This window comes from Aminobacter sp. SR38 (assembly GCF_014843375.1).
GTDB classification, from domain to species: domain Bacteria; phylum Pseudomonadota; class Alphaproteobacteria; order Rhizobiales; family Rhizobiaceae; genus Aminobacter; species Aminobacter ciceronei.
Genome location: NZ_CP062112.1, coordinates 1,941,320 through 1,960,450, shown reverse-complemented (window position 1 = coordinate 1,960,450; position 19,131 = coordinate 1,941,320). Strand labels below are relative to the sequence as shown.

Sequence of the window (19,131 nt, the reverse complement as noted above, 5' to 3'; positions counted from 1 at the left end):
GGAACCGGGCCTCAGTCGAGCAGGGCCTGCAGCGTCTCGATGCGGTCAGCTTCGGCTGGTGGCTTGTCCCAGCGCAGCCGGGAGATTCTGGGAAAGCGCATGGCGACGCCCGATTTGTGGCGGGTCGAGCGGTTGAGGCCCTCGAAGGCGACCTCCAGCACCAGGCCGTTGGCCCTGTCGGCGCGCACCGAGCGCACCGGACCGAAACGCTCGACAGTGTTGTCGCGCACGAACTTGTCGATCTGCTTGAGCTCCTCGTCGGTAAATCCGAAATAGGCTTTTCCCACCGGCACCAGCTCCTCAGCCCCCTCCGCGCCAGACCAGACGCCGAATGTGTAGTCGGAATAGAAGCTCGAACGCTTGCCGTGGCCGCGCTGGGCGTACATCAGCACGGCATCGACAATGTGCGGATCGCGCTTCCACTTGAACCACGGACCCTTGGGCCGACCGGCGAGATATGGTGAATCCAGCCGTTTCAGCATGACGCCTTCGATGATCGGATGCGGCGGTTCTCGTCGCATCGCCTCCAATTGATCCCAGCTGTCGAAGGCGACCAGCGGCGACAGGTCGAAGCGGTCGGGGTCGAGCGTGGCGATGAAGGCTTCAACACGGGCGCGGCGCGTCGTGAAGGGCAGCTCGCGCAGATCCTCGCCGTCGAGCTGGAGCAGGTCGTAGCAGCGCACGAAGGCGGGATAGCGGTCCTGCATCTTGGCTGACACGGTCTTGCGGTTCAGCCGCTGCTGCAGGTCGGAGAAGGTGCCGGTCGCCTCGCGGGGTGAGCCGACGAGGAGCTCGCCGTCGAGTGCCGCGTCGAACTCCATTGCCGCCACCAGGTCGGGGAAGGCGCCGGAGACATCGTCGCCGGTGCGCGAATAGAGCCTGCGGATGCCGCCCTCCGACACCGCCTGGACACGGATGCCGTCCCATTTCCACTCGGCGGCGTAGTCGGTGGGGGCGAGTTTTTCGAGGTCGCCGTCGCCGACAGGATTGGACAGCATTACCGGCCGGAACAATGCGCGGGCAGCCTTTTCAGGCTTCGTCGCCTTGCCTTCCAGCCAAGCGAACAGGCTGGTGTAGGGTGGTGTCAGTCCGTGCCACAGCTCCTCGATCTCGGCGACGTCGACGGAACCGAGATCGGCCAGCGCCTGTTTGGCGAGGCGGGCCGAGACACCGATGCGCAAGCCACCGGTGACGAGCTTGATGATCGCGAAGCGGGCGGAGGTTTCGGCCTGATCGAGCAGCCGGGCGAGCACGGCTGGCCCGTCGGAACGGCTGGCGGATTGCAGTTTCTGCACGACTTCGGCGAGTGTGATGTCGTGGTTGGGCCGGCTTTCAGGCGCCTCCGGCCAGACCAGTGACACCGTCTCGGCAAGGTCGCCGACATAGTCGTAGGAATAGCCGAACAGGATAGGGTCCATGCGCTCGGAAACGAGCTGGCGCAGCATCGCCGGCTTGACCGAGGCGATGTCGAGTTCGCCGGTGATGGCGGCAAGGGCCAGCCCGCGATCGGGATCCTCGACCGCGCGGAAGTGGTCAGTGATGAGCTTCAGCTTGCCGTTGCGAGACGGCGTCAGCACCAGACGGTCGAGGAGTTCGGCGAAGCGGTTCATGGGGCGAAGGCTCCCCGCGAAGGCCGAGTTTCTTCGCACCCCCCTCTGGCCTTCCGGCCATTTCCCCCACAAGGGGGGAGATTGGTCTCGTCGCTGGCGGTTCCAGCCCTGCAAGGTTGCAGAGTGAGCGGAGGCGGTGACGCTGCCAATCTCCCCCCTTGAGGGGGAGATGCCCGGCAGGGCAGAGGGGGGTGCTGTCCCGCAAACCGAACCATCTTGGCTATCACAACCGAGGAGGGCGGCGTGTGAGGGGGCGCGAGGCTGGTCATCCTCAATCCCCCTCATCCTCATAACCCACCAGGTGCAGCGGCCTCGCAGCAATCCCGTTGAGCTCGCACCAGCGTACCAGCGCTTCCTCTCGGCCATGGGTAACCCAGACCTCGCCGGCGCCGGTTTCGGTGATGGTGGCGGTCAGCTCGTCCCAGTCGGAGTGGTCGGAGATAACGAGCGGCAGTTCGACGCCGCCTTGCTTGGCGCGCTGGCGGATGCGCATCCAGCCGGATGCGAAGGCGGCGAGCGGGTCGGGGAAGCGCCGCGCCCAGCGGTCGGCGAAGGTGGCGGAGGGGGCGACGATGATGGCGCCGGCGAAGTCGGCCTTGTCACCATCCTCGACGGTTGCCGGTCGGAGGTCGCCGAGGTCGACACCCTGGCTCTGGTAGTATTCGCTGAGCCTGGTCAGTGCCCCGTGGATGTAGATCGGCTTGTCGTAGCCCTGGTCGCGCAGCAATCGCATCACCCGCTGGGCTTTGCCGAGTGCGTAGGCGCCGACGAGATGGGCGCGCTCGGGAAACTGCCGGGTCGATTTCAGCAGCTTGCCGATCTCCTGGGAGGCGTCGGGATGGCGGAAGACGGGCAGGGCGAAGGTGGCCTCTGATATGAACACGTCGCAGGGTACGACCTCGAAGGCAGTGCAGGTCGGATCCCTGGCGCGCTTGTAGTCGCCGGAGGCGACGATGCGCATGCCGTTGCGCTCGACCGAAATCTGCGCCGAGCCGAGCACGTGGCCTGCGGGGTGGTATGACACGGTGACGTCGCCGAGCCGGATCTTCTCGCCCAATGGCATCGCTTGGGTGGTCCCGGCGAAGTCAGGCCCGCAGCGGATCGCCATGATGTCGAGCGTTTGGCGCGTCGCCAGCACCTTGGCGTGGCCAGGGCGGGCATGGTCGGAATGGCCGTGGGTGATGAGCGCGCGGTCGACCGGCCGCACGGGGTCGATGTAGAAATCGCCTGGCGGGCAGTAGAGCCCTTCGGGACGGGAATGGAGGAGGTCGCTCGGCCGCATCTCCTCAAGATAGGCATTTGCCGCTTGCGTGGAAGCCCGGTTTGGCAGTAATGCGCGCCACCCTCCTTGTCATGGATGTCGCGCTTGACGCCGTTGCAGCTCTCCTCCAACGACCTGCTTGCCGACCGGCGGGCGGACTATGCCGAAATGCTGTTCGCCTCAGGCGACCATGCCGCCGCCGCCGAACTGATGCTCGGCGCGCTGGAACGCGCGCCCGGCTGGGCCATGGGCTGGTTCCGGCTCGGCGAGATGCAGGAAGCTGCCGGCGAGATGCGGGCCGCCGCCGAGGCCTGGCGCATGTCGCTGAAGCTCGAGCCGGCCGATCGACCCGGTGCCGCGCTCAAGCTGCAGCTGATCGGGGCGGCACCTGCCGAGGACAGCCCGCCCAGCGCCTTCGTCGAAATGCTGTTCGACCAGTATGCGGAAAAGTTCGACCACGCGCTGGTCGAGACGCTGCATTACCGCGTGCCGGAACTGCTGACGGCGGCGATCGGCGCGACCGGGCGCAACACATTCGCGCACGCCGTCGATCTCGGCTGCGGCACCGGGCTGATGGGCGTGAAACTCCGGCCAGTGACGAAGCGCCTCGACGGCTACGACATCTCGGCCGAGATGCTCCGCAAGGCGCGCGACAAGGGCGTCTACGACTATCTGATCAAGGCCGACCTGCAGGCGTTGGAGCCGGTGGGGCAGACGGCCGATCTCGTCACCGCGGCCGACGTGTTCATGTATCTCGGCGCGCTCGACCGGGTGTTTGCGAGCGTGATGAAGATGCTGGCACCGGGTGGTGTGTTTGCGTTTTCGGTCGAGCGTCTTGCGGGCGAAGGGGTGTTCGATCTGCAGGAGTCCAGGCGCTATGCCCATTCCGAGGCCTATGTGCACGGGCTGATCGCCGCTGCTGGATTACGCCTGCTGTCGCTGGAGCACGCGGTCATACGCCAGGACCGCCGCACGCCGGTCGAGGGCCTGATCGTGGTGACGGACCTGGCGGTCTAGCGCCGACTGCTGCTCGGGCTGCCGAGCATGCCGCGCGAGCGCAGCGGCTTTTCAGCCGGTTTGGCAGTGGGGGCCACCTGATGCTGCAAGGCCGCCAATTGGGCCTGAAGGTCGCGGACGAGCTTTTCCAGCTCGGTGATGCGGGCTTCGTGGGAGGCGGTGTCTGTCATGGGCGAAGGCTCTCAGTTTTTGAGGCCATCTGATACGGCGGTGCCTGGAACGCAAGCCTGCTGCGTCACGTTCCTTCCCACCCCCCTCTGGCCTGCCGGCCATCTCCCCCACAAGGAGGGAGATTAGTCGCTTCGGCGCCGTGCCATTCCTGCCGCGTCGAAGCGCGTCCAGTCTGATGAAGTATTTCCGCTCTGCTGTTAAAGACTGGACGAAGCGCTGGTGAAGGCCTGATCTCCCCCCTTGTGGGGGGAGATGCCCGGCAGGGCAGAGGGGGGTGGGAGGGAACGAGACCTTGGCCGGTTGGCATACAGCTGTCCTTGATCCCTGTTTGTTCCAGATTTCGCTTGGCGCAGCCTGATCGCCGCGCTAGGCATGAGGCGTGACGAGCCAAGCGCGACTGGAGCCGAATTCGACTGCCGCGATGCTGCCGGAGCCATTCCTGCGATGGTTCGCCGAGCGCGGCTGGTCGCCGCGTGCCCACCAGCTCGACCTGCTCACCAGTGCCCAGCAGGGCAATTCGGTGCTGCTGATCGCCCCCACCGGTGCCGGCAAGACGCTGGCCGGTTTCCTGCCTGCGCTGACCGATCTGGCGATCCGGCCGAAGAGGCGTCCCGGCGAGCCGCAACGCGGCGTGCATACACTGTACATTTCACCGCTCAAGGCGCTTGCCGTCGACATCGAACGCAATCTCGGCAGGCCTGTTGACGAGATGAACCTGCCGATCACGATGGAGACGCGCACCGGCGACACGCCGCAGCACAAGCGCACGCGCCAGAAGCTGTCACCGCCGGACATATTGCTGACGACACCCGAGCAACTGGCGTTGCTGATCGCATCGCCCGACGCAGACCGCTTCTTCAACGGGCTGCGCTACATCGTGCTCGACGAACTGCATTCGCTGGTCACCTCCAAGCGCGGGCACCTCTTGTCGCTCGGGCTGGCGCGGCTCAGGGCCTATGTGCCCGACCTGCAGGCGATCGGGCTGTCGGCGACGGTGGCCAAGCCGGACGAGCTCCGGCGCTGGCTGGTCAGGCAGAATCCGGCAGGCGAGATGGCCGACCTCATCACCGTGTCGGGCGGTGCCAGGCCAGAGATCACGATCCTCGATTCCGAGGAGCGTGTGCCGTGGTCGGGGCATTCGGCGCGATATGCCATTCCCGAAGTCTATGACGCGATCCGCCGGCACCAGACGACGCTTTTGTTCGTCAACACCCGGAGCCAGGCCGAGCTGTTGTTCCAGGAGCTGTGGCGCGTCAACGACGACAATCTGCCGATCGCCCTCCATCACGGCTCGCTCGACGTCGGCCAGCGCCGCAAGGTCGAGAAGGCGATGGCCGACAATGTGTTGCGTGCCGTCGTCGCAACCTCGACGCTCGATCTCGGCATCGACTGGGGCGACGTCGATCTCGTCGTCCATGTTGGCGCCCCCAAGGGCGCGAGCCGGCTCGCCCAGCGAATCGGCCGCGCCAACCACCGGATGGACGAGCCGAGCCGGGCGATCCTGGTGCCGGCCAACCGCTTCGAGGTGCTGGAGTGCCGGGCCGCACTCGAGGCCAATTATCTCGGCGCGCAGGACACCCCGCCGCTGATCGACGGCGCGCTCGACGTGCTGGCCCAGCATGTGCTGGGCTGCGCCTGTGGCGCGCCCTTCGTCGCAGACGAGCTTTACGCCGAGGTAACAGGTGCTGCTCCCTATGCCGGGCTAGACCGCGACAGTTTCGACCGCGTCGTCGATTTCGTCGCCACCGGCGGCTACGCACTGCGCAGCTACGAGCGCTACGCCCGCATCCGCAAGACCAAGGATGGTAAGTGGCGGGTGTCCAATCCGCGCATTGCCCAGCAATACAGGCTGAATGTCGGCACCATCATCGAAGCGCCGATGCTGAACGTCCGTTACACCAGGGCCAAGGGCAAGGTCGGCGCGGGCACGGCAGCAGCACTGACCCTGCGCGGCGGGCCAGTGCTCGGCAAGATCGAGGAGTATTTCGTCGAGACACTTTCGGTGGGCGACATGTTCATGTTCGCCGGCAAGGTGCTGCGCTTCGAGGGCATCCGCGAAAATGAGTGTTATGTCTCGACGGGCGGCGCCGGCAACGTTCTGGTGCCGTCTTATGCCGGCGGCAAGTTTCCGCTGTCGACCTATCTCGCCGACCAGGTGCGCGGCATGCTGGCCGACCCCGCGCGCTGGAAGGCGCTGCCTGAGCAGGTCGCAGACTGGCTGCGCATCCAGCAGGAGAAGTCGGTGCTGCCGCGCAAGGAGGACCTTCTGATCGAGACTTTTCCACGCGGCGAGCGCTTCTACATGGTGGCCTATCCCTTCGAGGGGCGGCTGGCGCACCAGACGCTCGGTATGCTTCTGACCCGCCGGCTGGAGCGCATGGGCGCGCGGCCGCTGGGCTTTGTCGCCACCGACTATTCGCTGGCCGTCTGGGCGCTGGGCGATCTGGGGGCGATGTTCAGGGCGAAAGAACCGTCGCTGGGCGAACTGTTCGACGAGGATATGCTGGGCGACGACCTCGAGGCCTGGTTGGCCGACAGCTGGCTGCTCAAGCGCACCTTCCGCAACTGTGCCGTCATCGCCGGGTTGATCGAGAAGCGGTTTCCCGGCCAGGAAAAGAGCGGCCGACAGGTGACTGTTTCGGCCGACCTCATTTACGACGTCTTGCGCAGCCATGAGCCCGACCACATTCTGCTCAAGGCGACGCGGGCGGATGCGGCCAGCGGGCTGCTCGATGTCAGGAGGCTTGCCGAGATGCTCTCGCGCATCCGCGGCCGAATCGTGCACAAGATGCTCGACCAGATTTCGCCGCTGGCGGTGCCGGTGATGCTTGAGATCGGCAAGGAGCCGGTCAATGGCGAGGCGCACGACTCCCTGCTTTTGGAGGCGGCGGATCTGATCGATGAGGCGATGGGAAGCGCATGAATATAGCCGCGCGCGAACTGACCAGGGCAGGCTGCGAGACGATCGCGGTCGCTGGCGTGCGCGCCGCCTGCGACTGGCGCGGCGTGGTGCATTTCCCTGAGCTCGACCTGCTCGTCGTCTCCGACCTGCATCTGGAGAAGGGCTCTTCGCATGCCCGCCGCGGCCGGCTGATCCCACCCTATGATACGGCAGCGACGCTTCAACGCCTGGCCGTGGTTGTGGATGACTACCAGCCGCGCACAATCGTCAGCCTCGGCGACAGTTTCCATGACGGCGAGGGCGCGGCGCGCCTGCCCGAACCATTCCGTGACAGCCTGATGGCGAGGATGGCCGGGCGGAGCTGGTTCTGGATCGCTGGCAACCACGACCCGGATGCGCCCGACGATCTGCCGGGCGAAACGGTCGAGGAATTGGCGGTCGCAGGCCTAGTGTTCCGCCACGAGCCGTCGAAGGGCCATGCAGAGGGCGAGGTCGCCGGCCACCTGCACCCCTGCGCCCGCATCGTCCAGCGCGGCCGCTCGGTTCGTCGCCGCTGCTTCGCCAGCGACGGCATGCGCCTCATCATGCCCGCCTTCGGCGCCTTCACCGGCTCGCTCAACGTGCTCGACCGGGCCTATCGCGGCATGTTCCGGGAAGGGGCGCCGACGGCTTACATGATCGGGACGAGCCGGGTCTATCCGATTGCAGGGTCGCTGCTCAGGCCGGGTTGATGTCGTTTTGACTGCTCGGCAGTCGCTCCTTGCCGTTCTCCAGGTCTTGCCAGTGGCGGTGTAGGCTCACCGCGAATTCTGCGCTGCAAGACAGCCACCGCGGAGGGGAGCAACAGGGCGTCCGACGCCGGCGTCGAGGACTGCCGCCATATCATGCACGGAAGCATCGGAAGAGACGGCACGCGGCCCTCAGACGCAAAACGACCCGGCACGGTCTCCCGCGCCGGGTCGTTTCGTCAACACGCAGTCGCCTTGTTAGCTGGCAGCACTTGCCTGCACGGCGGTGCGCTCAGCCAGGAGCTGGCGGACGACGGCCATGTGGTTGTTCAGTTCGCCGATCGCCTCATCGAGCAGCTGGCGCTGCTTCTGCAGGCGACCTAGCTGCTTGTCCGACTTGTCGAGCGTCAGGCGCAACTGCTTGGCGTTGGTGCCGGTCGGATCGTAGAGGTCGATCATCTGCTTGACGTCGCGCAGCGAGAAGCCGACCTTCCTGCCGAGCAGGATAAGCTTCAGCCGGGCGCGGTCGCGGCGGGTGTAGAGGCGCGTCGCACCTTCGCGCTTGGGGTTGAGCAACCCCTTGTCTTCGTAAAAGCGCAAAGTACGGAGCGTTACGCCGTACTTCTTTGCCATTTCGCCGATGCGGACATAGTCCTCGCCGGAGAGATTGTTTTCATTGGCCGCAACATCGGCGACCGATACAAGTTTCATCATCTACTCTGCTATCCCCAATTGCGAGCAATGGCGGCAGGGCCGGCCGGTGCTCTGATGGAAGCCGGAGGGGGCAAGGCTTCCGATCGTGGTTTCTACGTAAATGCTACCAAAAGACGGCGATCTGCACACGTCTTACGTTTACGTAAATGCTATAACGATCTGGCCTACCCTACGCAAGGGAAATCTGGCCGAACCGACCGCCAAGGCGGGAACACAACGTCGCACTTTCTTAAGCTTGGTTAAGAGCTTGTTTACCACGTTGAGGGAAATGTAGCCGTGTCGGTTTCCCCCGTGGTCATCATGTACCGAATTGTTCACGGTTTCGGAAGGCGGCGAAATGCCCGAGGAGCCAAAACCCGCGGCAAATCGCAGCCTCCGTCCCGGCAAGGCTTGAGACTTCTGGTTCCGGCACCAGCACTCTGACCAACGGGCGATTCGATGAACAGCAAGCGGTCCTACCTCGATTCCCTCAATGACGGCAGGCAGCGCCGCCCGCTTGCCTCGCTCGACGAGCTCAATCGCTCGCTCGAAAATCTCGAGGCTCGGCTTGAGCGCCAGCGCAACGAGCAGCGCGATGCGCCTGCCGAACCGTATCGCGCGCCACAGCGCCAGGCGCCGCCTGCCGGCTACACGTCGCGCGGCGAATATGGCCGCACAGCACCCTATGAGCGCCCTTACCAGGCGATCGCCCGCGACATCGACCGCGCCCGCGGCCAGGAAGATAGCGTTGCCGCCGTCGGCAAGATCGCTGGCGAGCTCCGTGCCCTGCGCGAAGAGATGCGCCACCAGATGAGCACCGGGCTGCAGCGCGAATTCGACCTCTTGCGCAAGGACATCGATCGCGCCAGCCAGTCCGGCGCCGTCGGTTCGCAGGCCGTCGAGCTGGGCCTCGAGCTGCAGCGCCTGTCGGGCGCTATCCACACGCTCGCCGAACGCAGCGACGACAAAAGCGTCAACACGCTGCGCCTCGAACTCGAGCAGGTCCGCCGCTTGCTCGGCGAGCTGGCGCGCGAGGAGACCGTGCTTTCGGTCGACCGCCGCTGGGACGAGTTCGACCGGCGCTGGGACGCATTCGCCGACCGCATGTCGGAAGATGCTCGCCAGCGTCCCGAAGATCCGGCGCTTGCTGCCCTTGCCGGCCGCCTCGAACAGATCAACGACGCCGTCAACAACCTGCCCGAATCGCTGTCGCTGCTGTCGATCGAGGACAAGGTCCGCACGCTTGCGGGTGCGGTCGAGCAGTTCGTGCGCCAGCGCGACAGCCATGGCGACGAGATGTTCAGCCTGATCGACGAGCGCCTCGACGAAATCTCGCGCGCCATCGTCGCCTCGACGGTCGCCGCCCAGACGCCGCACTTCAACCCCGAGCCGTTCGAGCGGATCGAGGTGCGCATTGCGGCCCTTGCCCATCAGATCGAAGAGATCACCGCGGAGCAGCCGACCGCCGAGATCATCGACCGCCTCAACACACTGTCCGAGCGTGTCGACGACATCGCGCAGCGCAGCGACATCCCCGAGCAGGCTGTCGAGCGTCTGACGCGGCAGATCTCGCTGATCGCCGACAAGATCGAGCGCACGCCCGCCGCACCTGACGCCGGCCTGATCTTCCAGGGCATCGAACAGCGCTTCGACGCCCTGGCCGACGTGTTCGAGCGCCGCCAAGGCGATGCCTTCGAACATGGCAACACATTGTTCCGTGACCTCGAGCGTCGCCTCGAAGACCTGGGCGAGCGCCTCGATCGCCAGTCGGCACAGCCCGCCGCCGATCATTCCGGCATCATGGAAGCGATCGATGCGCGCTTCACCGCCTTCGCCCAGCGCCTCGAGACCAATCGCCCCGACCCGGCGAATGAACTCGCCATGCGCGGCCTCGAAGCCAGGCTCGACGACATCTCCAACCGTCTCGAAATCTCGGCGGCGCAGGTGTCGAGCATCGATCCCGAGCTCATCCGTGGCCTCGAAGCCCAGGTCAGCGAATTGTCGAACCATCTGGCGCGGCCTGGTTCGCCGCTGCCTGAGTTCGAGGACATCCGTCCGCGCCTCGAGGAGATCGAGCGCTCGATTTCGGGCAATCATCACGCGCTCGTCGAGGCGGCCCGCCAGGCCGCAGAGGATGCGGTGCGCTCCTTCTCCGGCTCGACCGCCGAGACGGCTGCGGTGACCGGGCTTGCCCAGGACCTGAAGGCGCTCGAAGCGCTGACCCGTCGTTCCGACGAGCGCAACGGCAAGACCTTCGAGGCAATCCACGACACGCTGCTCAAGATCGTCGACCGGCTAGGCTCGCTCGAACCCAACGAACCGGCGCCTGTCGAGGCGCCGCCCGCTTCCGTTGCCGAGCTGCTGTCGACGACCATGCTGTCGCCGGCGCCGAAACTGTCGCTCAGCGAAACGCCGTCGCTGGAGCCGGAAGCACCAGCGCCGCTGCCCGAGGCACCCCACGCCTTCGGCCGTCGCGCCAGCGACCGGCCAAGCGAGGACGATCGCCCGGCGCGCAGCCCGGCCCAAGCCGCCGCCGAAGCCGCTGCGGCAGTTGCAGCCCTTGACGGTGTCCGCACCGAAAAGAAGGAGCAGAAGCCGGCCAGAACTTCGATGCTGAGTGGTCTCGCCCGCGCTTTCACCAGCAAGAAGGCCAAGCCGCAGCCGCCGGTCGTCGAAGCTGCCGAACCCGTCGTCGAGGCACCGGCGCCCGGCATGGCGCTCGACGCGCCGCTCGATCCCAAGATTGCCAACCGTCCGCTGGAACCCGGTTCGGGCGCGCCCGACCTCAACGCCATCATGCGCCGCGTCCGCGACGAACGTGGCGACACGGTGCGCCCCAACGAGCCCGACGCTTCGAAGTCCGACTTCATTGCCGCCGCTCGCCGTGCCGCCCAGGCCGCGGCCGCTGAGGCGGATGCGGCCAAGCGCAGTTCCGACCTCAAGGGCCCGGTGCGCGCGCTGCGGATCGGCGACCTGATCAAGTCGCGGCGCAAGTCGGTGCTGATGGCCGTCGGCGCCGTCATGCTGGCGCTCGCCGGCATGCAGCTCGGCAAGGCCTTCATCAGCGACCCGATCGAGACGGCAGGCGTCACCGTCGCTCCGGCGGCATCGCAACCGGTCCAGACGGCAGCCGTGGTGCCGGCAAAGCCGGTTGTGACAGCCGCTGCGCCTGTCCGCAATGTCGACAAGCCGGAGACGGCGAGCGCGACCGTCGCCGAGCCCGAGCAGATCGCCGACGTGTCGGTCGACCAGTTGCCCGCCGCTGCCGCGCTCGACAAGACCAGCACCCAGTCGATACCGGCACAGCCTGTAACCACCGAGACCATCAAGCCCTCCGTCACCCCGGCAGCCTTCATGCCCGAGGCCGTTGGACCGGAGGCGTTGCGCCAGGCAGCGAACGCCGGTGACGCCAAGGCGCTGTACGAGATGGGCTCGCGTTATGCCGAGGCGCGTGGCGCCAATGCCGACATGAAGGCAGCATCGCAGTGGTATGAAAAGGCCGCCGAGCTCGGCTTCGCGCCGGCACAATACCGCATCGGCAACATGTACGAGAAGGGCACCGGCGTCGAACGCGATGCCATCAAGGCCAAGACCTGGTACCAGCTCGCGGCTGCCCAGGGCAATGCCAGCGCCATGCACAATCTGGCGGTGCTGTTTGCCATGGGTGCCGACGGCACTGTCGACAACGACTCGGCCAATCGCTGGTTCACCAGCGCCGCCGAACTTGGCATCAAGGACAGCCAGTTCAATCTCGGCATCCTTGCTGCCAAGGGCGTCGGCATGAAGCAGAACCTCGAAGAATCCTATAAGTGGTTCGCCATTGTCGCCAAAGAGGGTGACAAGGATGCCGCCGCCAAGCGCGACGAGATCGCCAAGGCGCTCAGCCCCGAGCAGCTCAAGCGCGCCGAGGAGACGACGGCACTGTGGCAGCCCAAGCAGCTCGACGCGGCCGCCAATTCGGTCGTCGTGCCGGCTGCCTGGCAGGATGCACCGGCCGCCAACATCGACATGAAGCGGGCGGTGCAGAACATCCAGGCGATCCTCAACAAAAACGGCTACGAAGCCGGCAAGCCCGACGGCATGATGGGTCAGAAGACCAAGGACGCGATCATGGCCTTCCAGAAGGACAATGCGCTGGCGCCCACCGGCACTGTCGACGAGCCGCTGGTCGAGGCGCTCCTGGCGCGCAAATAGTTAGCAATAGCTGATATCAGGTGACCCGCCTTTACCGGCGGGTTAACTGATTGAGTTATTTTTCGTTTTGTGTCCGGTGAAGTTTGACTTCGCCGCAATGTCGGCGCAAGTACCCGGTAGCCAACAAGCTCCCAGGGATGGGCGTCGGCAACAATTCGATTTGCAGAGTCTGACGGGTGGGCATTTATCTCCCGATTGCTGAGATGTCGGTCAATGTGTTCGTGCTCCTGGCGATGGGTGCGGCGGTCGGCTTCCTGTCTGGTATGTTCGGGGTCGGCGGCGGTTTCCTGATCACGCCGCTTCTGATCTTCTACAATATCCCGCCTGCCATCGCTGTCGCCACCGGCGCCAACCAGGTCATCGCCTCGTCCTTTTCAGGTGCGCTCGCCCATCTCAAGCGCGGCACGCTCGACTTCAAGCTCGGCACGGTGCTGCTTGTCGGTGGCATCGCCGGCTCGGCGGCCGGCGGCTTCGTCTTTGCGCTGCTGCGCGCCATCGGCCAGCTCGACCTGTTCATCTCTTTGCTCTACGTCGTTTTCCTCGGCACCGTCGGCGGGCTGATGCTGATCGAAAGCGTCAATGCGCTGCGGCTCACCAAGGGCGGCGTGCCGCCGGCCCTGAAGAAGTCGGGCCAGCACAACTGGATCCACCGCCTGCCCTTCAAGATGCGCTTCCGCACCTCGAAGCTGTTCGTCTCGGTCATCCCGGTGCTCGGTATCGGCGCCGGCATCGGCTTCCTCTCCGCCATCATGGGCGTCGGCGGCGGCTTCATCATGGTGCCGGCGCTGATCTACCTGCTCAAGGTGCCGACCAACGTCGTCGTCGGCACGTCGCTGTTCCAGATCGTCGTCGTCTCGGCCTTCACCACCTTGGTGCACTCCTCGACCAACCAGACCGTCGACATCATCCTGGCGCTGGTCCTGATGGTCGGCGGCGTTGCCGGCGCCCAATACGGCGCCAAGGCCGGCCAGAAGCTGCGCGGCGAACAGCTGCGCGCCCTGCTTGCGCTGCTGGTGCTGGCGGTCGCCTTGCGCCTCGGCTTCGACCTGTTCGTCAAGCCGCAGAACCTCTATTCGCTGACCGGCGTGAGCGGGCTGCTGTGATGCGGGTCGCGGCATGTCTCGCAGCCCTGATGCTCGCGGCAGCGGGGCCAGTGCGCGCCCAGGAGCCGGCGCATCCAGAAAGCATCCAGATCGGGCTCTCGACCGACCGTGTCGCCATCACCGCCGACTTCGCCGGTGCCGACCTCACCATCTTCGGGGCGCTCGAAAACGCCGACCCGCTGATCAACCGCCAGGGCCGCTACGACGTCTATGTCGTGCTCGAGGGTCCGGCGCGGCCGGTGGTGGTGCGGCGCAAGAGCCGCGTGCTCGGCATGTGGATCAACACCCAGTCCGAGACCTTCGTCAACGTGCCGATGTCCTATTCGGTGGCGACCACCCGCCAGCCGCAGGACATCACCGATCCCAACAACTACCGCCAGCTCTCGCTGGGCGCCAACAACATCTACATGGAGCCCGAGGACAAGCGCGACAGCCCGCTGACCATCCAGGAGTTCACCGAGGCGCTGCGCGAGCGCAAGCTGGCGACCGGGCTCTACTCCGACAATATCGGCGGCGTGCAGTTCCTGTCGCAGAGCCTGTTCCGCGCCACGCTGCATCTTGCTCCCAACGTGCCGGTCGGCACCCACAAGGCTCGTGCCTTCCTGTTTCGCAACGGCATCTTCATCAAGGAAACCTCGGCCCAGCTGGCCATCGTCAAGTCAGGCTTCGAGCAGACCATCTTTCGCTTCGCCACCGACCACGGCTTCGGCTACGGCCTCTTCGCCATCGGGCTGGCCATGCTCACCGGTTGGCTCGGACGGATCATCTTCAGGAAGGACTGAAGGGGGCGTCGCAGGCTTGGTGGAGATGATTGCCACCCCCTTCGTCATCCTCTGGCGGAGCAGAAGCGCAGCGGTGAGGAGCGGTCCGCGAAGCGGACGAAAAGCCAACTGCTTGGCTTTTCGAGTGACGAACGCCCGAAGCGACAGCGAAGGGCCGTAGACACCCGGGGGATCCGTGCCGTCACATCGAAGAAGTCACGTCCGGCTCCGCCTGCAGGAGCGCCGGCGGCCTCCCAACAACATCAAAACACACCGAAATTTCCTCCGAATTGCGGATTCACAAAAATTGACGTTTACGCAAACGTCAATTTTTGCTAATCGCGGTTCGACAAGCGGTTCCCCGTCGCATACCGTCTGGCCGGAACCGGCTCACATTTGCTGGAGGAAGAGCAATGCCGACATTTCGCGCGCCGGTCCAAGACACACTTTTCGTGCTCAATGACGTGCTCGGCTACGAGCGCTACAGCAACCTTGCCGGCTTCTCCGACGCCAGCCCGGACGTGCTGGAGGCGATCCTCGCAGAGGGCGCCAAGCTCGCCGAAAACGTCATGCACCCGCTCAACCGCGTTGGCGACATGGAGGGCTGCGTCCGCAACGAGGATGGCTCGGTGACGACGCCCAAGGGCTTCAAGGAAGCCTTTGACCAGTATCGCGAGGGCGGCTGGATGGGTCTGGCCGTACCAGTCGAGCACGGCGGGCAGGGCCTTCCCTACACCGTTCATTCGGCTGTCGGCGAATACATGTCGGCCGCCAACATGGCGCTGATGATGTATCCCGGCCTGACGCAAGGCGCGATGGCCGCGATCCTCGTCCATGGTTCGGACGAGCAGAAGGCGACCTGGCTGCCGAAGATGGTCGAGGGCACCTGGACCGGCACCATGAACCTGACCGAGCCGCATTGCGGCACCGATCTCGGCCTGCTCCGCTCCAAGGCCGTGCCGAATGGCGACGGCTCATATCGGATCTCCGGCCAGAAGATCTTCATCTCGGCCGGCGAGCACGACATGTCCGAGAACATCATCCATCTGGTGCTGGCCCGCATCGAGGGCGCGCCGGAAGGCGTGAAGGGCATCTCGCTGTTCATCGTGCCGAAGTTCAAGCTCGACGCTTCGGGCAACCCCGGCGCGCGCAACACCGTTTCTTGCGGCTCGATCGAGGAGAAGATGGGCATCCATGGCAACTCGACCTGCGTCATGAATTATGACGAGGCCGAAGGTTTCCTGATCGGCGAGGCCAATGGCGGCCTGAAGGCGATGTTCACGATGATGAACGAGGCGCGCCTCGGCGTCGGCCTGCAGGGCCTTGCTGTCTCCGAAATTGCCTACCAGAACGCCGTCGCCTATGCCAAGGACCGCATCCAGGGCCGCTCGCTGACCGGGCCGAAGGCGCCTGACAAGAAGGCCGATCCGATCATCGTCCACCCCGACATCCGCCGCAAGCTGATGACCATGAAGGCCTTCAACGAGGCCGGCCGGGCACTGGTGCTGTGGACTGCCATCAATTCCGACGTCGCCCACCGTTCCGAGGACGGCGCCGAGCGCCAGGCTGCCGACGACCACATGGGTTTGATGACCCCGATCGTGAAGGGTGTGCTGACCGACAAGGGCTTCGAGCATGCCGTGATGGCGCAGCAGGTTTTCGGCGGCCACGGCTACATCGAAGAGCATGGCATGAGCCAGTTCGTGCGCGATGCCCGCATCGCCATGATCTATGAGGGCGCCAACGGCGTGCAGGCGCTCGACCTCGTCGGCCGCAAGCTCGGCCTCAATGGCGGCCGCGCCGTGCAGGCCTTCTTCAAGGAGGTCGGCGAGTTCTGCGAGGCCAATCGCGGCGACGAGCAGATGGCGTCCTACACCAAGGCGCTGAAGAAGGGCCTCAACGACCTGCAGGCGGCGACCATGTGGCTGGTGCAGAACGGCATGGCCAATCCTGACAATGCCGGTGCCGCCTCGACCGACTATATGCATCTCTTCGGCCTCGTCGCGCTCGGCTACATGTGGGGTCGGATGGTCAAGTCGGCGCAGGACAAGCTGGCAACAGGCGCCAATGGTTCGGCTGATTTCTACGAAACCAAGCTGGTGACGGGGCGCTACTTCATGGAGCGCGTCATGCCCGAGACCTCGGCGCATCTCGCGCGCCTGTCGACCGGTTCGGCGACGATGATGGCGCTCGCCGCGGAGGCGTTCTGATCGAAGACCTGGCGGCCGTTCGCGGCCGCCTCGCAATTGCGGCGTCGAAACGCGGAGGAGATCGTGGCGACAATTCCTGCAGATGTTCTGGGGCTCCCGAAGCCCGCTTGGGCCGCGGACGACGTGGCGATGCTTTACGACATGGCACATCGCTTCATGTCGGAAGAGATCCTGCCGCATTATGACGGCTACGAGAAGAACGAGATCGTCGACCGCGCCGCCTGGGAAAAGGCCGGTGCTGCCGGCCTGCTCTGCGCCTCGATGCCCGAGGAATATGGCGGTTCGGGCGGCACCTTCGCCCATGAGAGCGCCATCATCGAGGCGATCGGCCATGTCGGCGTCGACGGTTTCGGCATCGCCCTGCACAATGCCATCGTCGCCCCCTATATCCTTCACTATGGCTCCGAAGAGCAGAAGAAGAAGTGGCTGCCCAAGATGGCGACCGGCGAGTTGATCGGTGCCATCGCCATGACCGAGCCGGGCGCCGGCTCCGACCTGCAGGGTGTGAAGACGCGCGCCGAGAGGGACGGCAACCAGTACCGGATCAACGGCTCCAAGACCTTCATCACCAACGGCCAGCTGGCGAACCTGGTCATCGTGGTGACCAAGACCGACCCGTCCAAGGGCGCCAAGGGCACCTCGCTGATCGTCGTCGAGACCGACGAGGTCGAGGGTTTCGAGCGCGGCCGCAACCTCGACAAGATCGGGCTCAAGGCCAACGACACTTCGGAGCTGTTCTTCAATGACGTGCGCGTGCCGACATCCAACCTGCTCGGGCAGGAAGAGGGGCAGGGTTTCGTTCAACTGATGCAACAGCTGCCGCAGGAGCGGCTGGAAATCGGCACCGGCGCGATTGCCATGATCGAGCGCGCGCTGGCCGTGACCATCGACTACGTCAAGGACCGCAAGGCCTTCGGCAAGGCGATCCTCGACTTCCAGAACACCCAGTTCAAGCTGGCCGAACTCAAGACCGAGGCGACCATCGGCAGGGTTTTCTACAACGACTGCGTCACCCGTCACATTTCCGGCGGGCTCGATCCGGTAACTGCTTCGATGGCCAAGTATTGGTTGTCGGATCTGCAGTGCAAGATCGTCGATGAGTGCCTGCAATTGTTCGGCGGCTATGGTTATATGAATGAATATCCGATCGCCCGCATGTATCGCGACGCTCGCGTGCAGCGCATCTATGGCGGTACGAACGAGATCATGAAGTTGCTGATCGCGCGCTCGCTCTGAGCAGCCGATCCGGAAACCAAGGAGCAAGAAAATGGCTGACGCTTTTGTCTATGACGCCGTGCGCACGCCGCGCGGCAAGGGCAAGAAGGATGGATCGCTGCATGAGGTTCCGGCGGTGCGCCTCGGCGCCAAGGTGCTGGAAGCGCTGCGTGACCGCAACGGCTTCGACACGGCAGAAGTCGACGACATCATCTTCGGCTGCGTGGATCCCGTCGGCGAAGCCGGTTCGGTGATCCCGCGCTCGGCCGCCTTCGAGGCCGGCTACGACAACAAGGCGCCGGGCATGCAGATCTCGCGCTTCTGCGCCTCCGGCCTCGACGCCATCAACTTCGGCGCTGCGAAGATCGCGCAGGGCGCCGACGAGATCGTGATCGCCGGCGGCGTGGAATCGATGTCGCGCGTCGGCATGGGCATGTCGGGCGGCGCCTGGTTCATGGATCCCTCGGTCGGCATGCCGGCCTGGTTCATGCCACAGGGCGTGTCGGCCGACCTGATCGCCACCAAATATGGTTTCTCGCGCGACGACGTCGACGCCTATGCCGTCGAGAGCCAGAAGCGCGCCGCCAAGGCCTGGGAGAAGGGCTACTTCAAGAAGTCGGTGGTTCCGGTGAAGGACCAGAACGGCCTCACCATCCTCGCCCATGACGAGCACATGCGCCCGACCACCGACATGCAGTCGCTCGGCCAGCTGCAGCCTTCCTTCGTCATCCCCGGCGAGATGGGCGGCTTCGACGCGGTCGCCGTGCAGCGTTATCCCGAGCTCGAAGAGGTCAACCACGTCCACCATGCCGGCAACTCGTCCGGCATCGTCGACGGTGCGGCGGCCGTCCTGCTCGGCTCTAAGAAGGCCGGCAAGACGATGGGCCTCAAGCCGCGCGCCCGCATTCGCGCCTTCTCCAACATCGGCTCCGAACCGGCGATGATGCTGACCGGTCCGGTCGACGTCACCGAGAAGCTGCTCAAGCGCGCCAAGATGAAGATCTCCGACATCGACCTGTTCGAGCTCAACGAGGCCTTCGCCTCGGTGGTGCTGCGCTACATGCAGGCCTTCGAGATCCCGCACGACAGGATCAACGTCAATGGCGGCGCGATCGCCATGGGACACCCGTTGGGGGCCACCGGGGCGATGATCTTCGGCACTGTACTCGACGAACTGGAGCGCCGGGACCTCAACACCGCGCTGGTGACGTTGTGCATCGGCGCCGGCATGGGCACCGCAACGATCATCGAACGCGTTTGATTTCG

13 protein-coding genes are annotated in these 19,131 nt (G+C 65.2%); 9 read left to right on the top strand and 4 right to left on the bottom strand.

What is annotated here, in order from left to right:
* Positions 1 to 11: 11 nt before the first annotated feature.
* Both IG197_RS09520 and IG197_RS09515 read right to left on the bottom strand, forming a co-directional pair.
* Entirely contained in the window at positions 12 to 1,610 is a 1,599-nt protein-coding gene (locus IG197_RS09520) for a cisplatin damage response ATP-dependent DNA ligase (RefSeq protein ID WP_192318452.1), read from the bottom strand.
* 271 nt (positions 1,611 to 1,881) lie between these two features.
* Complete coding sequence (locus IG197_RS09515; RefSeq protein WP_192318450.1) at positions 1,882 to 2,892, bottom strand: ligase-associated DNA damage response exonuclease; 1,011 nt, start codon at positions 2,890 to 2,892, stop codon at positions 1,882 to 1,884.
* Positions 2,893 to 2,976: 84 nt separating this feature from the next.
* Between IG197_RS09515 and IG197_RS09510 the strand changes: the two genes are divergently transcribed.
* A complete protein-coding gene (locus tag IG197_RS09510) occupies positions 2,977 to 3,888 on the top strand; it encodes a methyltransferase domain-containing protein (protein ID WP_246765347.1) in 912 nt (303 codons plus the stop codon).
* Here the strand turns inward: IG197_RS09510 and IG197_RS09505 are convergent.
* A complete protein-coding gene (locus IG197_RS09505) occupies positions 3,885 to 4,058 on the bottom strand; it encodes a hypothetical protein (protein WP_192318447.1) in 174 nt (57 codons plus the stop codon). The genes IG197_RS09510 and IG197_RS09505 overlap by 4 nt on opposite strands.
* A gap of 422 nt (positions 4,059 to 4,480) precedes the next feature.
* Between IG197_RS09505 and IG197_RS09500 the strand changes: the two genes are divergently transcribed.
* Both IG197_RS09500 and pdeM read left to right on the top strand, forming a co-directional pair.
* Positions 4,481 to 6,982 (top strand): ligase-associated DNA damage response DEXH box helicase, encoded by a 2,502-nt coding sequence (locus IG197_RS09500; protein WP_192319662.1) that lies wholly within the window; start codon positions 4,481 to 4,483, stop codon positions 6,980 to 6,982.
* Positions 6,979 to 7,692 carry a ligase-associated DNA damage response endonuclease PdeM gene (gene pdeM / locus IG197_RS09495; protein ID WP_192318445.1) on the top strand — a complete coding sequence of 238 codons (714 nt, stop codon included), beginning with the start codon at positions 6,979 to 6,981 and terminating at the stop codon, positions 7,690 to 7,692. Before IG197_RS09500 ends, pdeM begins: the two co-directional genes overlap by 4 nt.
* Positions 7,693 to 7,947: 255 nt before the next feature.
* On the opposite strand, the gene IG197_RS09490 is transcribed toward pdeM, so the two are convergent.
* The gene (locus IG197_RS09490) at positions 7,948 to 8,400 is read right to left on the bottom strand and encodes a MerR family DNA-binding transcriptional regulator (RefSeq protein ID WP_067967102.1); all 453 of its coding nucleotides are present in this window, start codon (positions 8,398 to 8,400) and stop codon (positions 7,948 to 7,950) included.
* 441 nt (positions 8,401 to 8,841) lie between these two features.
* On the opposite strand from IG197_RS09490, the gene IG197_RS09485 reads away from it, so the two are divergent.
* From IG197_RS09485 to IG197_RS09460, 6 genes are all read left to right on the top strand, one after another.
* Positions 8,842 to 12,576, top strand: coding sequence for an SEL1-like repeat protein (locus IG197_RS09485; RefSeq protein ID WP_192318443.1), 3,735 nt, complete (start codon positions 8,842 to 8,844; stop codon positions 12,574 to 12,576).
* Between the two features lie 176 nt (positions 12,577 to 12,752).
* Entirely contained in the window at positions 12,753 to 13,679 is a 927-nt protein-coding gene (locus tag IG197_RS09480; protein WP_192318441.1) for a sulfite exporter TauE/SafE family protein, read from the top strand.
* Complete coding sequence (locus IG197_RS09475) at positions 13,679 to 14,461, top strand: TIGR02186 family protein (protein WP_067963119.1); 783 nt, start codon at positions 13,679 to 13,681, stop codon at positions 14,459 to 14,461. The genes IG197_RS09480 and IG197_RS09475 overlap by 1 nt, the downstream gene beginning before the upstream one ends.
* Positions 14,462 to 14,853: 392 nt before the next feature.
* The gene (locus IG197_RS09470; protein ID WP_192318439.1) at positions 14,854 to 16,650 is read left to right on the top strand and encodes an acyl-CoA dehydrogenase; all 1,797 of its coding nucleotides are present in this window, start codon (positions 14,854 to 14,856) and stop codon (positions 16,648 to 16,650) included.
* 63 nt (positions 16,651 to 16,713) lie between these two features.
* Complete coding sequence (locus IG197_RS09465; RefSeq protein ID WP_192318437.1) at positions 16,714 to 17,886, top strand: acyl-CoA dehydrogenase family protein; 1,173 nt, start codon at positions 16,714 to 16,716, stop codon at positions 17,884 to 17,886.
* A gap of 31 nt (positions 17,887 to 17,917) precedes the next feature.
* Positions 17,918 to 19,126, top strand: a complete 1,209-nt coding sequence (locus IG197_RS09460) for an acetyl-CoA C-acetyltransferase (RefSeq protein ID WP_067965446.1) — start codon at positions 17,918 to 17,920, stop codon at positions 19,124 to 19,126.
* Positions 19,127 to 19,131: the final 5 nt, after the last annotated feature.

Bases quoted from the DNA above. Each gene is read 5' to 3' on its own strand.
- IG197_RS09500 (WP_192319662.1), top strand. From the start codon at position 4,481: ATGCTGCCGGAGCCATTCCTGCGATGGTTCGCCGAGCGCGGCTGGTCG.
- IG197_RS09520 (WP_192318452.1), bottom strand. From the start codon at position 1,610: ATGAACCGCTTCGCCGAACTCCTCGACCGTCTGGTGCTGACGCCGTCT.
- IG197_RS09460 (WP_067965446.1), top strand. From the start codon at position 17,918: ATGGCTGACGCTTTTGTCTATGACGCCGTGCGCACGCCGCGCGGCAAG.
- IG197_RS09485 (WP_192318443.1), top strand. From the start codon at position 8,842: ATGAACAGCAAGCGGTCCTACCTCGATTCCCTCAATGACGGCAGGCAG.
- IG197_RS09505 (WP_192318447.1), bottom strand. From the start codon at position 4,058: ATGACAGACACCGCCTCCCACGAAGCCCGCATCACCGAGCTGGAAAAG.
- IG197_RS09470 (WP_192318439.1), top strand. From the start codon at position 14,854: ATGCCGACATTTCGCGCGCCGGTCCAAGACACACTTTTCGTGCTCAAT.
- IG197_RS09490 (WP_067967102.1), bottom strand. From the start codon at position 8,400: ATGAAACTTGTATCGGTCGCCGATGTTGCGGCCAATGAAAACAATCTC.
- IG197_RS09475 (WP_067963119.1), top strand. From the start codon at position 13,679: ATGCGGGTCGCGGCATGTCTCGCAGCCCTGATGCTCGCGGCAGCGGGG.
- pdeM (WP_192318445.1), top strand. From the start codon at position 6,979: ATGAATATAGCCGCGCGCGAACTGACCAGGGCAGGCTGCGAGACGATC.
- IG197_RS09515 (WP_192318450.1), bottom strand. From the start codon at position 2,892: ATGCGGCCGAGCGACCTCCTCCATTCCCGTCCCGAAGGGCTCTACTGC.